At 67.6% G+C, this 15,994-nt stretch carries 11 protein-coding genes; 9 read left to right on the forward strand and 2 right to left on the reverse strand.

All coding sequences use genetic code 11. The features are described 5' to 3' along the window. Window positions 1–30: 30 nt before the first annotated feature. Window positions 31–1,326: a mannose-6-phosphate isomerase, class I gene (gene manA, locus ABZ477_RS13645; protein WP_360133854.1), complete on the reverse strand. Its 1,296-nt coding sequence runs from the start codon at window positions 1,324–1,326 to the stop codon at window positions 31–33. 3 nt (window positions 1,327–1,329) lie between these two features. On the opposite strand from manA, the gene ABZ477_RS13650 reads away from it, so the two are divergent. After that, entirely contained in the window at window positions 1,330–2,376 is a 1,047-nt protein-coding gene (locus tag ABZ477_RS13650) for a LacI family DNA-binding transcriptional regulator (protein ID WP_360133857.1), read from the forward strand. Window positions 2,377–2,412: 36 nt separating this feature from the next. Here ABZ477_RS13650 and ABZ477_RS13655 read toward each other — a convergent pair whose 3' ends face one another. Continuing rightward, entirely contained in the window at window positions 2,413–3,417 is a 1,005-nt protein-coding gene (locus ABZ477_RS13655; protein WP_360133860.1) for a LacI family DNA-binding transcriptional regulator, read from the reverse strand. A 273-nt stretch (window positions 3,418–3,690) separates the two neighbouring features. On the opposite strand from ABZ477_RS13655, the gene ABZ477_RS13660 reads away from it, so the two are divergent. The 8 genes from ABZ477_RS13660 (at window position 3,691) to ABZ477_RS13695 (ending at window position 15,709) form a co-directional block, all read left to right on the forward strand. Then, window positions 3,691–5,013, forward strand: coding sequence for an extracellular solute-binding protein (locus ABZ477_RS13660; RefSeq protein WP_360133863.1), 1,323 nt, complete (start codon window positions 3,691–3,693; stop codon window positions 5,011–5,013). Between the two features lie 80 nt (window positions 5,014–5,093). Next, a complete protein-coding gene (locus ABZ477_RS13665) occupies window positions 5,094–6,092 on the forward strand; it encodes a sugar ABC transporter permease (protein WP_360133867.1) in 999 nt (332 codons plus the stop codon). After that, window positions 6,089–6,907 carry a carbohydrate ABC transporter permease gene (locus tag ABZ477_RS13670; protein ID WP_165127350.1) on the forward strand — a complete coding sequence of 273 codons (819 nt, stop codon included), beginning with the start codon at window positions 6,089–6,091 and terminating at the stop codon, window positions 6,905–6,907. Before ABZ477_RS13665 ends, ABZ477_RS13670 begins: the two co-directional genes overlap by 4 nt. Beyond that, entirely contained in the window at window positions 6,904–9,387 is a 2,484-nt protein-coding gene (locus ABZ477_RS13675; RefSeq protein WP_360133872.1) for a glycoside hydrolase family 2 protein, read from the forward strand. The genes ABZ477_RS13670 and ABZ477_RS13675 overlap by 4 nt, the downstream gene beginning before the upstream one ends. A gap of 35 nt (window positions 9,388–9,422) precedes the next feature. After that, window positions 9,423–10,343: a 1,4-beta-xylanase gene (locus tag ABZ477_RS13680; RefSeq protein WP_360133956.1), complete on the forward strand. Its 921-nt coding sequence runs from the start codon at window positions 9,423–9,425 to the stop codon at window positions 10,341–10,343. Next, window positions 10,340–11,266 (forward strand): BadF/BadG/BcrA/BcrD ATPase family protein, encoded by a 927-nt coding sequence (locus tag ABZ477_RS13685; protein WP_165127354.1) that lies wholly within the window; start codon window positions 10,340–10,342, stop codon window positions 11,264–11,266. The genes ABZ477_RS13680 and ABZ477_RS13685 overlap by 4 nt, the downstream gene beginning before the upstream one ends. A gap of 107 nt (window positions 11,267–11,373) precedes the next feature. Next, window positions 11,374–13,413, forward strand: a complete 2,040-nt coding sequence (locus ABZ477_RS13690) for a cellulase family glycosylhydrolase (protein WP_360133876.1) — start codon at window positions 11,374–11,376, stop codon at window positions 13,411–13,413. 115 nt (window positions 13,414–13,528) lie between these two features. Further along, window positions 13,529–15,709 carry an alpha-galactosidase gene (locus ABZ477_RS13695; RefSeq protein ID WP_360133879.1) on the forward strand — a complete coding sequence of 727 codons (2,181 nt, stop codon included), beginning with the start codon at window positions 13,529–13,531 and terminating at the stop codon, window positions 15,707–15,709. Window positions 15,710–15,994 lie beyond the last annotated feature (285 nt).

The raw sequence follows: 15,994 nt of genomic DNA on the forward strand, positions 1-15,994 counted from the left end.
GTGACGCAGTTCGGGCGCTCGAGGGCCGTCTCAGTGGCGGGCGTCGGAGTTTGCGCTCGTTACCGCGAGCCAGAGCAGGCCGGAACCATGCACCGTCAGCGGGGACTCATCTGGGGAGATGAAGCCAGCCCCACCGCGGGGGAGGGTGAGCGAGGTGTCTGGCGACTCCAGGGTCACGTCCGCTCCCTCGATGAGCGCGAGTGCGGGTCCCGCGAGCGGGATCTGCAGGTCGGGCTGGGCTGAGTCTGCGGCCCATAGGGCGAAGGGCGCTGGAGGTTCGTACGCGACGAGGCCGGGGGCTACGCGTCGGGCTTCGAGCAGCTCGGGAGGCTGCTGCTCGAAGGAGAGCAATCGAAGCAACTCGAGGGTGTCGATGTGTTTAGGGGTCAAGCCGCCCCGTACCACGTTGTCGCTTGCGATCATGAGCTCCACGCCGACGCCGCTGAGATACGCGTGAAGTATCCCGGCAGGAGCGAAGAGCGCCTGTCCGCGGCGGAGCGACACACGGTTCATGAGCAGCGCTACGACGATTCCGGGATCGCCCGGGTAGTGAGCCGCGATCTCGCGGACAGTGGCCCACGACGGAGCCGACGGCGAGGTCGCAGCTACCTCTTTCTGCGCGAACGACTCGACGGAGACCGCACATTCAGCTGCCTCAGGAGCGCCGGAGAGCAACCAGGCCAAGGCGTCGCCGATACGCGTCGGGTCGGCGAGGATCTCTCGCAGAGCGCCAGTGGCCGGCACATCGTGCTCCTCGATTTCGGCCATGATCGCAGAAACCTCGTCCGCTGGCCGGAACCCGCAGAGCGCGTCGAAGCGCCGGCTCACGGCGACGATGATCTCGGGCTTCGGGAACGGATCCTTATAGTTGCGCGCGGGATCACCGATCGGGATGCCGCGCGCGTTCTCCTCGTCGAATCCGGCGCGCGCCTGCTGGGGCGTGGGGTGCACCTGGAGCGAGAGCGGGGAGTCGGCGGAGAGGAGCTTGAGCAGGATCGGGAGACCTGCGGCCGCGGCATCCGCTCCCGCCAGATGAGGGTGCGCGTGCAACCAGTCCGACAGCGTCGGATGGCGTTCTTCGCGGTCGGGTGCGACGCGCACCGCGCGAGCCGGCGACCCCGCATGAGTGCCGAGCCACAGCTCGGCCTGGGGGCGCCCATCGGGCTCGATGCCGAGGAACTCCGGGATGCCGGTGGTCGATCCCCACGAATAGTCGCGCGGCGTGTTGGCCAATTCGATGATCATGGATTCCTCTCGAGGTGCGCGGCGACCATCATACATAAAGCGCTTTAGCGCTTTACGTGCGCGAGCGACGGTAGGGTTCACTACGTGGTCTCCGAGCCAGGGACGCCGGGTTCACGCGTCACGATCAGCGATATCGCTGCGCGCGCGGGGGTGTCGATCGGCGCCGTCTCGTTCGCGCTCAACGGTCGTAAGGGCGTCTCCGAGGCGACGCGGAAGCGCGTGCTGGAAGTCGCCGACGAGCTGGGCTGGGCTCCGGCCAGCGCCGCGCGGTCGCTCGCCGGAGCGCGAACGGACACGTTCGGCATGGTGCTCGCCCGGGATCCGCAGAATCTCGGGGTCGAGTCGTTCTACATGAAGTTCCTCGCTGGGCTCGAGTCTGAGCTCGCGCAGCGTGGCTTCGGGTTGTTGCTACAGGTGGTGCCCGGCGCCGAGCAGGAGCGGGCGACGCACGAGGCGTGGCGGCGCGGTCGCCGGGTCGACGGCGTGATCCTCGTCGACCTCCAGGTGGACGACCCGCGAGTCCGCGCCTTCCAAATGCCGGCGGCCCTGCCCGTCGTGATCGTCGGCGATCCGAGCCTCGCCGGCGGACTGACCAGCGTGTGGACAGATGACGCGGCATCGATGCGCGAGGCTGTGCGCGAACTCGCGGACCGAGGTCATCGTCGGATCGCACGCGTCGCCGGTCTGGAGCATCTCGCGCACACGCGCATCAGGGACGACGCCTTCGTGGACGAGGTGAGTTCTCTCGGCCTTCAGGGGGTGTTGCTTCGCACGGACTACACGCCCGACGAGGGGGCGCGGGCCACGCGCGCGGCGCTCGACGGCGATGCCCCGCCGACCGGATTCATCTACGACAATGACGTCATGGCTGTGGCAGGGCTCACTGTTGCGCTCGAGCGCGACCTGCGGGTTCCAGACGACCTCTCGATCATCGCGTGGGATGACTCCGTGCTGTGCGAGCACACATACCCGGCGCTCAGCGCGCTGAGCCACGATATCGTCGCGTTCGGGGCACATGTGGCGAGGCGATTGTTCGACGTCGTCGACGGTGCCCAGCCGGGGGCCTTCCTCGACTCGACTCCGCGACTGCGTGCCCGCGCGTCGATCGGTCCGGCACCATCCACTCGGTGAAGCGGATCCTCAAGGCTGGTGGTGCCCTCGCGAGCCTCACGAAGCCGGCGGACGCTCTCCGCTCCCGCGCACGAGAAGACGCGTAGGCAGCTCAATGCGGGTCGTGAAACCCGCAGGATCGGCCATCCGCTCGATCGCGAGCTGCGCCGCGCGCCGCCCGAGCTCGACCGGATCGTGGGTCACAACCGTCACCCCGAGGATGTCCGCCGTGTCGAAGTCATCGAAACCGATGAGCGCGGGAGTCGCCCCGACATCGCGCATCGCGCGCAGGGCGCCGACGCACATACGGTTATTGCCTGCGAAGATCGCGGTCGGGGGGTCCTCCCGCTCGAGCAGCTGGCGCACGACGACGTCTGGCGGCACCGACGTGTCGTCGAGGAGAATCTCCAGCCGCGCATCAGTGAGCCCCGACTCGGCCATGGCCTCGCGATAGCCGCGGCAGCGCTCCGTCTGCGTGTAGACCGATGCGGGATTGCACACGTAGGCGATGCGGCGATGGCCGTGCCCCAGCAGGTGGCGCGTCGCCTCGTACGCGCCGGCGCGATTGTCGAGCACGACTGCGTCCGCAACGAGGTTCCGCGCCGGGCGGTCGATCGCGATGACCGGTGTGCCAAGCTGGCGCTCACCTTCCAGGTAGGACTGGTCCTCGCCGACCGGCACGAGCATCAGCGCGCCGACCCGTTGGGCGAGGAGCGTGTCGGCGACGCGTTCCTCGCCCTCCTCCGAGTCGTCCGTCGTCGCGACGACGAGCGTGTAGCCGGCGCCGGCGAGCTCCTTCTCGATGCCCGCCGCGATGGTGTAGTAGAAGGGATTGCGCAGCTCTCCCATGATGAACCCGACGGTCGACGAGGCACCTCCTCGGCGCAGCGTACGCGCGATGGTGTTGGGTCGGAAGCGAAGCCGCTTGCCGGCGCTCAGCACCCGCTCGACAGTCTGTGGGGCGACCTTGTCCCGGTGCGAATAGACGCGCGAAACGGTCTTCGCGCTCACGCCTGCGAGCCGCGCGACGTCGTCCAGGGTGGCGCGCTGCTGCACGGTCATGAGTCCTCCTCGTTGGGGTCGACGATCCGATGATATCGCCGATGACGACGTAGGACATTTCACCGACATCCGATCCCCGGTGTGCTCACGGAGTGCGCCCAACAGCCGCGGATCGTCGGGCAGCACCGAGGTTCGGGGCCACCGGACATTTCGGGACATAGCAAACTAAAGCGCTTTACATCACGTTCGACTTGTCCTACGCTGACATCCCGAACCCCGAGGCGCGGAACGTCCCGCGCCGAGCACCGGGGACACATACAAGGGAGTAATCACATGGCACCTCGCAAGGCAGTGTTCGGCCTTGTCGCTCTGGCCGCGGTCTCGACGTTCGCGCTGACATCGTGCTCGGGCACAGGATCCAGCGACTCGGACTCGGGCGAGCCCAGCGGCGACATCACGTTCCTCACGAACCGCACGGACCTCGAGACGGACGGCACCTGGGAGACGTACGTCGCGGAGTTCAACAAGGAGTTCCCCGACGTCAACGTCAAGGTCGAGGCGATCACGAGCTACGCCGACGACGTCAAGACCCGCATGAGCAGCCCGAACGGGTACGGCGACGTCCTGATGATCCCGCCGAGCGTCTCGGCCGACCAGTTCCCCGACTTCTTCGAGTCGCTGGGCACCGTGGACGAGCTGGCCGAGACATACCGATTCCAGGCTCCCGCGAGCTACGACGGCGAGCAGTACGGCATTGCTCTCGGCGGCAACGCGAATGGCGTCCTGTACAACACGGCCGTCTGGGAGGACGCCGGCATCACCGAGCTGCCGAAGTCGGCCGATGAGTTCCTCGCCGACCTCGAGCTCATCGCCGACAACACCGACGCGACACCCCTCTACACGAACTATAAGGACGGCTGGCCTCTGGGTGGGCAGTGGTTCTCGAACGTCGGCGCCGTCTCCGGGAACGCCGAGGCGCAGAACGAGATGGCTCACGACGAGTCGCCGTGGACGGAGGGCAACGACGTCTACGCCATCGACGGGCTTCTGTACGACATCGTGCACGAAGGCCTGAGCGAAGAGGACCCGCTGACGACCAACTGGGAGCAGTCGAAGGGCGACTTCGCGACCGGGAAGATCGCGACCATGGTGCTCGGCTCGTGGGCGATCTCGCAGTTCCAGGCTGCGGCCGAGGACGCGGGCGTCGACCCCAGCGCGGTGGGCTTCATGGCGTGGCCGGCCACGGCGGACGACGGTACGCAGTACGCCACGATCGGCGGCGATTACAACATCGCGATCAACAAGAACTCGTCCAACAAGGCGGCGGCCGAGGCGTGGATGAACTGGCTGCTCGAGGACTCGGGCTTCACCGAGTCGCAGGGCATGATCTCGGCACTCCGTTCGGCGTCGCTTCCCGCCAACCTCGGGTCCCTCTCGGAGAACAGCGTCGAGCTTATCGAGGCCGCTCCTGCTCCTGAGGGTGAGGAGGGTCTGCTCAACAACATTGCCGACCAGTCGCAGGTCGACGTGTGGGGCAACATCTACCGCCAGAAGATCGTCGACATCGCCCGCGGTCAGGCCGACGGCGATAAGGACTCGTTCTTCGCCCAGCTCAACGAGCAGTGGGGCGCGGCCGTGAGCGAGCTCGCCGGCTGATCCCCTGCCCGCGTACGGCGCGGGTCCATCGAATCACCATGACCCCTGAGGGGGTCGGAGTCCCATCAGAGGAGAAGTCCATGTCCGTCTCGACGAACGCACCACTTCGTGCGGGAATCTCCGGCCCCCTCAGCGAGTCGATCGACGCCGGGGCGCGCAAGCGCCGCAAGAAGGGCGGGCGCGCCAGCGCCGGCGGGTCGGGTCCCGCTGGCCGCGGCCGGTTCGCCCGAGTCACGCCCTACCTGTTCATCGCAGCCGCCGTCGGGCTGCTCCTGCTGCTGACGTATGTGCCCGCTGTCAACATGATGTGGTACTCGGTCCACGAGTGGCGGGGCCTCGGCCCCATGGGCGACTTCGTGGGCCTGGACAACTACATCGAGGTCTTCACCAACCCGCGCATCTTCGCGGTGTTCGGCGTCAGCCTGTACTACTTCGTCGGGTCCTTCGTCCAGATGGCGATCGCGCTGTACTTCGCAACCCTCCTCAGCTTCAGCACGCGCTTCTCGAACTTCTTCCGTGGCGTCATCTTCTTCCCCTACCTCATCAACGGCGTCGCGATCGGATTCGTATTCCTCTACTTCTTCCAGCCGGGAGGCACGCTCGACACGCTCCTGTCGTGGGTCGGCGTGACCGATCCGCCGCAGTGGCTCGGCGACGCGTCGATCGCGAACTTCTCCCTCGCCGGCACGTCGGTGTGGCGCTACACCGGCCTCAACTTCGTGCTCTTCCTGGGTGCGATCCAGTCGATCCCCGCCGAGCTGTACGAAGCGGCGCAGATCGACGGCGCGAGCCGCTGGCAGCAGTTCGTCAACATCATCTTCCCCGGGATCCGCCGCATCATCGGTCTGTCGTTCATCCTCGCGGTCGCGGGAAGCCTCTCCGTGTTCGAGATCCCCTACATCATGACGACCGGCGCCAACGGCACGGCGACCTTCGTCATCCAGACGATGCAGACCGCATTCAACTTCCGCCAAGTGGGTCTCGCCTCGGCGATGGCCGTCGTGCTGCTCGTGATCGTGCTGCTCGTCACCTGGATCCAGCGGAAGGCATTCCCCGACGAGAAGGTCGACCTGTCATGAAACGCACACTGCCCGGAATCGGGAAGTACGCCTCGCTCATCCTCGCGACGATCGTCGTGCTGCTCCCACTCTCGGTGCTCCTGTTCGCGAGCTTCAAGACCAAGCAGGAGTATGCGACGACCGGCCCCCTGACGCTCCCGCAGAGCTGGTTCAACTTCGACAACTTCGTCACGGCGTTCCAGCAGGGCGACATGCTCTCCGGCTTCGTCAACACGACAATCGTCCTCGTGATCTCGCTCGTCGGCACGATCCTCATCGGGTCGATGGCGGCATACGCGATCGACCGGTTCCATTTCCGGGGCAAGGCGCTCGTAATGGCGCTCTTCCTCATTGCGACGCTCATCCCGAGCGTCACCAGCCAGGTCGCGACCTTCCAGATCATCAACGGTCTTGGCCTTTTCAACACGAAGGCCGCGCTCATCCTGCTCTTCATGGGCACCGACATCATCGCGATCTACATCTTCATCCAGTTCATGCAGTCCATTCCCGTCTCGCTCGACGAAGCCGCCATGCTCGACGGCGCCAATCGCTGGACGATCTACTGGCGCGTCATCCTCCCGCTGCTCAAGCCCGCTATCGCGACCGTCGTCATCATCAAGGGCATCGCGATCTACAACGAGTTCTACTTGCCCTTCCTATACCTGCAGTCGGAGAGTCTGATCTCGACGGCGCTCTTCCGCTTCAAGGGCCCGTTCGGCGCCCAATGGGAGGTCATCGCCGCCGCGACCATCCTCGTCATCGTCCCCACCGTCATCGCATTCGTCTTCCTTCAGCGCTGGATCTACAAGGGCCTCGTGGCCGGAGCCGTCAAATGACCCTCATCACAACCGACAACCCGACCCCTCTCGTTGCGCGCGACCTGACCGCGGGGTGGACCGTGACGGCCGCCGCGGGCCCGGTGCCCGATTCGATCGCCGGCACCGTCGTGACGGCATCCGTTCCCGGCACCGTGCACACCGACCTGCTCTCCGCGGGCCTGATCCCCGACCCCTACCTCGACGAGAATGAGGCGGCCCTCTCCTGGATCGGGCTCGTCGACTGGACGTACGAGACCACCTTCGATCTGACGGATGCCGAGATCGCCGCCGCCGAGCGCCACGACCTCGTCTTCGACGGCCTCGACACCGTTGCGACGGTGACGCTCAACGGCAGCGTGCTCGGCGACGTCGCGGATCAGCATCGCGTCCACCGCTTCGACGTCGCACCGCTGCTGCACGCCGGGGCGAACCGGCTCGTCGTCGCGTTCCGCAGCCCCGTGCGGTATGCGAACGAGCAGAGCCTTGTGCTCGGCGCACGCGAGCGTCCCTACGCCCTGCCGTACGAGGCGATCCGCAAATCCGCGTGCAGCTTCGGCTGGGACTGGGGGATCGCAACCTACACGAGCGGCATCTGGAAGCCCGTGCGGCTCGAGTCATGGTCCGGCGCGCGGCTCGCGCGGGTCCTCGTGCACGCCGAGCCGGCGCACGGCGGCGGAGTCCTCACCGCTCGCGCGCTCGTCGAGCGCGCGAGCGCGGGAGAAGTCGAAATCGAAGTCGACGTTGCCGGCGTCACTGCGCGCACGACTCTCGCGGCCGACGAGGAAGAAGCAGTCGTACGGGTCGACGTCGATGACGTCGAACTCTGGTGGCCCATCGGCTACGGGGCGCAGCCGCTGTACGACGTTGCGGTGCGGCTCTCCGCCGCCGAGCAGGCCGTGCACTCGGCGGTGCGCCGTGTGGGCTTCCGGACCGCGCGATGGGACACCGAGAAGGATGCCGCCGGTCGGCCCTTCCAGTTGCTGGTCAACGAGGTACCGGTGTGGGTCAAGGGCGTCAACTGGATCCCTGACGACGCGCTCTTCACGCGTGTCGACCGGGTCCGCTACGAGCGTCGCCTTCGGCAGGCGGCACGCGCGAACATCAACCTCGTGCGGGTCTGGGGCGGCGGCATCTACGAATCCGACGACTTCTACGACCTGTGCGACGAGCTCGGCCTGCTCACGTGGCAGGACTTCCTCTTCGCGTGCGCGGCCTACCCCGAGGAGGAGCCGCTGCGCTCGGAGATCGAGGCCGAGGCCCGCGACAACGTTACGCGCCTTGCACACCACGCGTCGCTCGTGCTCTTCACGGGGAACAACGAGAACCTGTGGGGATATGAGGACTGGGGCTGGAAGGAACGGCTCGACGGCAAGACCTGGGGCGCTCACTACTACTACGACCTGCTCCCGGGGATCGTCGCCGAACTGTCGCCGCACGTGACCTACGCTCCCGGGAGCCCCTTCAGCCCCGGCGACGAGGGCGTGCACCCCAACGCCGAGACGCACGGGACCAACCACCTGTGGGAGCAGTGGAACCGCAAGGACTGGGCGACGTATCGCGAGCACACGCCGCGGTTCGTCGCCGAGTTCGGCTGGCAGGGGCCGCCGAACTGGTCGACCCTCGAGCGCGCGCTCCACGACGACCCGCTTACACCGGAATCGCCCGGCATGATTGCGCATCAGAAGGCCATCGACGGCAACGTCAAGCTCACGGGTGGGCTCGTGCGGCACCACCGCGTGCCGAGCGACATGGCGACGTGGCACTGGGCGATGCAGCTCAACCAGGCCAATGCCGTCGGCTTCGCACTCGACCACTTCCGCTCGCACGCCCCGCACACGTCGGGTGCGATCGTGTGGCAGCTCAACGACTGCTGGCCTGTCACTTCCTGGGCGGCGATCGACGGCGATGGGCGCGAGAAGCCGCTGTACTTCGCGCTGCGCAACGCGTTCGCGTCGCGGGTCGTCACCATCCAGCCTCGCGACGACCGCGATGCCGTCATCGTCGGGAACGACACCGACGATCCGTGGACGGGCGAGCTCGTCGTCACGAGACGGCGATACGACGGCGGCATCCTCGACGTGTTCCGGACGGATGTCGCCATCCTGGCGCGCTCGTCGCTGACAATCGCCATCCCGGCCGAGATCGCGACGGCGATCGATCCGGCGGACGAGCTGCTCGTCGCCGAAGTCGGCAGCGTGCGGGGTTTCTCGTTCTTCTCCGAGGCGCGTGACAGCGCCCTCGCGGCACCGCGACTGTCGGTCGCCGTGACGCGAGACGGCGACGAGCAGGTCGTGACGGTGACGAGCGAGGGCCTCACGCGCGACCTCGTGCTGAACGTCGATCGACTCGACCCTGACGCGACGGTCGACGAGGGCCTCGTGACGCTCCTGCCGGGGGAGTCGACGACGTTCCGCGTCCGCGGACTCGACAGCCTCGACGCCGACCAGGCGGCCGATCCTCTCGTCTTCCGCTCGGCCAACCAGCTGGTGGCCTCGTGACGGCCGCGGACGCGCTCGCGGAACCCGTCCTCGGCATGACGTGGGGCTGGGTCGGCACGCGCGGCACGTGGACGACCCCCGAAGCCGACGAGTCCATGCGCCTCATGGCCGAGCACGGCGTCACCTGGACGGCGCTCGCGTACGCCGCCGAGCAGGAGCACATCTTCTCAACCGACATCCCCTTCGAGGATGGCCCCGCGGTCGGCGACGACGAGATCGTTCATGCTGTCCGCCGTGCCCACGCGTTGGGGCTCAAGGTGTGCCTCAAGCCCGTCGTCAACGTCTCGGACGGCACGTGGCGCGCCTACATCGGGTTCTTCGACCAGGACGTTCCGAACGAGCCGACCTGGACCGAATGGTTCGCTTCGTACCGGAGGTTCATCCTGCACGCCGCCCGGATCGCGCAGGCGGAAGGGTGCGAAATGCTCTGCATCGGCTGCGAGATGGTGCGCGCCGACGGGCAGGAGGCGCTGTGGCGGGCCCTCATCGCGGACGTCCGCGGGGTTTACGACGGCCTCATCACGTACAACTGCGACAAGTACCAGGAAGACCGGCTCACATGGTGGGATGCCGTTGACGTCATGTCGTCGAGCGGTTACTACCCCGTCGACGACTGGGACGACCAGCTCGACCGCGTCGGCCGAGCCGTCGAGCGGGAAGGCAAGCCCTTCTTCTTCATGGAGGCCGGATGCCCCTCGCGCGTCGGGTCACCTGACCTTCCGAACGACTGGAACCTCGCCGGTGCCCCGTCCGGTGCCGAGCAGCTGCGCTACTACGAGGAGATGTTCCGCGCGTGCCGCGCCCGGCCGTGGCTCCGTGGGCTCATGCTGTGGGACTGGCCCGCGACGCTCTATTCACGCGAGGAGGCGCATCTGAACGACGACTACTGCCCCTACGGAAAGCCCGCGGGCTCATACATCGCAGAGGCATTCCGGGCATGGGAGCACGCAGCATGACGGGACGCCTGACGCTCGCGGTCGACGCGGGCCAGACCGGCACCAAGGTGCGCTCGGGCGGCATCGGCGAGCCCGTAGAGTTCGTCCTGCCGGGCGTGCGCACACACGAACCGCTCCTGCCACAGCTCGCAGAGTCTGTCCGGCACGTTGCGCGAGAGCTCGGCGGCCCGGTGTCGGTCGTCTCGACCGGCACCAGCGGCCTCACCGCCCCGGACGCAGACGCTTCGCTCCTGCGCGCGCTGCTCGACGACGTCGCCCCCGAACGTGTGCTCCTGGCCCACGACTCCGTGACGTCATTCCTCGGCACGCTAGGGGATCGCCGCGGCGCCGTCGTCGCGGCGGGCACGGGCGTCGTCACACTCGCCGTCGGCGCGAGCACCGTCGCGCGTGTCGACGGGTGGGGCAACATCATGGGCGATGCAGGCAGCGCGTACTGGATCGGCCGAGCCGGGCTGGATGCCGCGATGCGCGGCTACGACGGCCGCGGGCCTGCGACCCCCCTGACCGACCGGCTCCGTGAGCGCTGGACCGACATCGAGGACGCATACATGGCATTGCAGGGCGACGCCGACCGCGTGCGGATCGTCGCGTCGTTCTCCGAGACGGTCTCCGAGCTCGCCGGCGACGACGCAACGGCAGCGGACATCTGCCGCGCGGCAGCGGCGGAACTCGCCCTCTCGGTGACCACGGCCCTGCGACGCGTCGGCATCGAATCGACTGAGCGGCCCGCCGTGAGCGCGATCGGTGGAGTGTTCCGCTCGCCTCTCGTCCGCGACCGCTTCGAACAGATCATCAGCGCGTCGCACCCCGACACGATCTTCGAGGCGGCACACGGCACGGGACTCGACGGCGCGGCGGCGCTCGCAGCACTCGACGCCGCGCATCCGCTGATGGCGCACGTCTCGGAGGCGCGCTCGCATTGACCAGGGTCGCGGTCGGGCCACCGCGACTCGACCCCGGACGTCCGCACGGGCGCGCCGGCCCCAGCTCGCGGCATCCGTCGCGGGCTCCTGCATCAAGGAGATCGAAGATGACTCCCTCACGGAGTAGAGGCACCACACGCATCACCGCGGCGCTCATGGCCCTGGGCGTCGCAACAGCAGCACTCGTCGGCGTCGCCACGCCTGCGAGTGCGGCGCCCGCGTCGCAGTTCATCAAGGCGAAAGGCTCTCAGCTGCAGCTCGCCGGCAAGACCTACGAGTTCGCGGGCACCAACAACTACTACCTCGGCTACAAGTCCCCTGCGATGGTCGACGCCGTGCTCGACGACGCCAAGGCCGCCGGCTTCGACGCCATCCGCACCTGGGGGTCGCAGGACTACCAGAACCCCGACGGCACGGGCTCCGTGCACCAGAACTTCGAGGGCGTCTGGTACCAGGCGTGGGATGCCGCGGCAGGCAAGCCCGTTGTCAACACCGGTGCCGACGGGCTCCAGAAGCTCGACTACGCGATCGCCGAGGCAGGCGAGCGCGGGCTCAAGCTCGTCATCCCGTTCACAAACAACTGGAACGCGTTCGGCGGCATGGACCAGTACGTCCGGTGGGCCGGACTCGACGAGCACGCCGACTTCTACACCGACCCGACGATCAAGTCGTGGTTCAAGAGCTGGATCGAGACGCTGCTCAACCGCACCAACTCGATCACAGGGGTCATGTACAAGGACGACCCGACGATCCTCTCGTGGGAGTTGGCGAACGAGCCCCGCTGCACGAGCGCGGGCGTCTACCCGAACGGGACCTGCGACACGTCCACCATCACCGGGTGGGCGAATGAGATGAGCACGTATGTGAAGTCCATCGACAAGAACCACCTTCTCTCCGCCGGTGACGAGGGCTTCTTCTGCCGGCCCGACTCGCAATGGACGCTCACGCAGAAGTACGGCGCATCAGGTTACGGGCCGGGCTTCGGCGAGAACTGCGCGGACGGCGTCGACACCATCGCGCTCGCCTCGCTGAAGAACATCGACTGGATGTCGATGCACCTGTACCCCGACCACTGGAAGACGACGGTCGACTGGGGCACGGGCTGGATCACCGAACACGCACGCGCCGCCGCGAAGATCGGCAAGCCGGTGTACCTCGGCGAGTTCGGCGTCATGGACAAGGCCACCCGTATGCCCACGTACAAGAAGTGGCTCGAGACGATCCGTCTCACGGGAGTCGACGGCACCCTCTACTGGATGCTGGCATCACGTCAGGATGACGGCACGCTGTACTCCGACTACGACGGATTCACCGTGTACTGTCCCAGCCCTGTCTGCACGCTCATGTCTGCGCAGGCCAAACTCGTCCCGCTCAGCGTGAGCGGAGCCAAGACGCTGCTCCAGACGATCGCCGACGACGACGCGGTGACGATCCAGCGCGATACCACGGCGACTGTCGACATCCTCGCGAACGACGTGTCGCTGTCGATCCCGATCAGGAAGTCCACGCTCGACCTCGACCCCGCGGCGTCGGGACGCCAGACCTCGGCAACCGTCGCCGGTGGCTCGTTGGAGGTGAACGCGGACAGCACCGTTCTCTTCACCCCGACCCCCGGCTACACAGGCAAGGCGGCGTTCCCCTATGCCGTCGGCAACGGCGTGACGACCTCGACGGCGACGCTCACGATCACGGTGCGCCCCGCGCCCGGCGACCCCGTCGTGGTCGCGTCGTGGGAGTCGGGGGTCGAGGGCTGGGCGCCGGCGAACTGGCAGTCCGACCCTGGTGCGCTCTCCACAGGGCCCGCGGGCGCGACCGACGGCGAGTCCGCTCTGCAGGTGACCTCGAACGGCGCGTGGTTCGGCTCACCCGCCGACAACCCGACGCTGGATCTGTCTACCCGCGCGTCGATCGAGTTCGACATCACGACGGCATCCGCCGGGACCTCAGTTGCCGTGGCCGTCCGCTCCGGCGAGAGCTGGTCGTGGTGCCAGTCCGGGTGGACGTGGATTCCCGAGAACACGAGCCAGATCGTCGCGGTCCCGCTCGACACGTTCGGCTGCGACGCGTCGACGCTTACGAGCGTTCACGACGTCCTGGTCTATTTCAACGCCGGCACGTTCTCGATCGATCGGCTCACCGTCAAGTGATTGGCTGAGTTCACCGACCGGCGGGTGGGTGCGGAAGGCCCGTTCCGCACCCACCCGTCTCTGCGCGCGACGGCTCCGCCCCGAGCGCCGAACAAGCCCTACAGAGAGGCACCCCGTGGCACAGCACACCCCCTCCACCAGTGCATCGATCATCGGCAGGCCCGACGGTCCCTTCGTCCTGGAAAGGGACGGTGTCGCGGTCGTCATGGCGCCCACTCCCACGGGGCTCCCGTCGGTGTTGCACTGGGGCCATGCGCTTGGAGCCCTCACCATCGACGACCTGGCGGCGATCCCCGCAGGCGTCGGGCGCCAGACGCCCGGTGCGACCCTCGACGCGGCATGGGAGCTATCGATCGCACCGCAGGAAGGCGACGGCTGGTCGGGTCGCCCAGCGATGCAGCTGCGCAGGGACGGAGTCCTGCATCACATGCGCTGGCGCGAAGTCGAGCTCGACCGCGGAGATGACGCCGTCACCGTCACAGCCCTCGATCAGAGCTCGAGCCTGCGGCTCACGATTCGGATCGGGATCGAGGCGGGGGGTGTCGTCGCGGTCGACGCGGCGCTGCGCCACGAAGGCGCCGCCGATGCCGCTCCCGTCGAGATCGATTGGCTCGAGGCGACACTCCCCGTGCCGACGACCACCGACACTCTCACCACTTTCGACGGCCGCTGGACGCGTGAGAAGCGTCCCGTCACGATGGCCATGCCGCCCGGCTCGACTCTCAGACAGTCCCGGCGCGGACGGCCCGGGCACGACGCGCCCACGATGCTCATTGCATCCGAGCGTCCGCCCCTATGGCAGAGCGGCCGCGCGTGGGCGGCTCACGTGGCCTGGTCGTCCGATGCCACGTATCGCATCGATCGCGTCACGGACGCCGTGACGCTCATCGGCGGCGGGGAACTTCTGCGACCCGGCGAGGTCGTGCTCGCACCGGGCGAGGAGTACTCCGCTCCGCGTGTGCTGTTCATGCAAACCGAGGAGGGTCTCGACGGCCTCGCCGCTCGTACCCACACCTGGCTGAGAGCGCGGGAGCAGCATCCGTCGTCTCCTCGCCCCCTAGTCCTCAACACGTGGGAGGCGGTCTACTTCGATCACGACGAGGCTCGCCTGCTTGCACTCGCAGAGAGGGCCGCAGACGTCGGCGTCGAGCGATTCGTCCTCGACGACGGATGGTTCCAGGGGCGCCGCGACGACTCGACGAGCCTGGGCGACTGGGTCATCGACGCCGACGTCTGGCCAGACGGGCTCGCTCCGCTCGCCGATCGCGTGCACGAACTCGGCATGCAGTTCGGGCTGTGGTTCGAGCCCGAGATGATCTCGCTCGACTCCGACGTGGCACGCGCCCACCCGGACTGGCTGCTCCACGACCCCGGTCACCTCGACCACGGGCCCGATCTCTCCTGGCGCACGCAGTACGTGCTCGATCTCGCGAATCCCGACGCCTACGCGCACGTGCTCAATCAGATCGACGCCGTCGTGCGCGAGGTCGGCGTCGACTTCATCAAATGGGACCACAACCGCGACCTCGTCGAGTCCACCCACAGCGGTCGGCCCGGTGGGCGCGAGCACACGCTCGCGGTGTACCGCCTGATCCACGAACTCAAGGAACGGCATCCGTCGCTCGAGATCGAGTCGTGCTCGAGCGGGGGAGCGCGCACCGATCTCGGCATCCTCGACCTCTGCGACCGGGTCTGGGCCAGCGACTCGAACGACCCAGTGGAACGGCAGGACATCCAGCGATGGACGGGTCTGCTCCTGCCCCCCGAGCTGGTCGGCGCACACGTAGGCCCCACGACGTCGCACAGTTCAGGGCGCACGACCGCACTTTCGTACCGCGCGGCGACGAGCCTCATGGGCTCAGCGGGGTTCGAGTGGAACATCCTCGAGTGCGACGAGGCCGAGACCGCCGCGATCCGGCGCTTCGCGGCGCTCTACAAAGAGCTGCGCGCCGTGATCCACACGGGCCGGGTCGTGCACGCCGACCTTCGCGACCCCGCGTGGCGCGTCACCGGCTTCGCGACGGAGGACGCCTCGGTCGTCATCGTCGCGACCGTGGCAAGTCTCGAGGATGCGCGGGCAGAACGGCTCCGGATGCCGTGGCTCGATCCCGACCGGCGATACATCGTGCGAGTGCGCCGCGAGATCGGCGATGCCGAGTACGGCTGGATCGCACCGGAATGGTTCACCGCCGGCGAAATCGAATTGGCGGGGCGGGTTCTCGCGGAGGTGGGCCTGCAGCTGCCGACGCTGTGGCCGGTCCAGGCGTTCGTTCTGCACCTGGTTCCCGCTGGCTGAACGCTCTGAGCGGGGTGGCTCGCGTGCGGCGAGAACTCGGCGGTGGTGTCGCATGACGGGGCCGCTGCTCGTCATCGGCGGCTCCATGATCGGCAAGGGCATCGGGAGCTTCTGGACCCCGTGACCGGCGTTACATTGCGGCCACGGCTACATCGTTGATTGCACAATGACTTCTACATCAGGTGTCCCCCAAGTGTCCCCGAGCATCCCGAGGGCACCGATTCTGGGCAACTCTAGAGTGCATAGAGTGTGAGGCGTGCGGTCGGCCGAAGCGCGGGAATCGCC

This window comes from Microbacterium sp. NPDC019599, from assembly GCF_040632175.1.
In the GTDB taxonomy this organism is placed as follows: domain Bacteria; phylum Actinomycetota; class Actinomycetes; order Actinomycetales; family Microbacteriaceae; genus Microbacterium.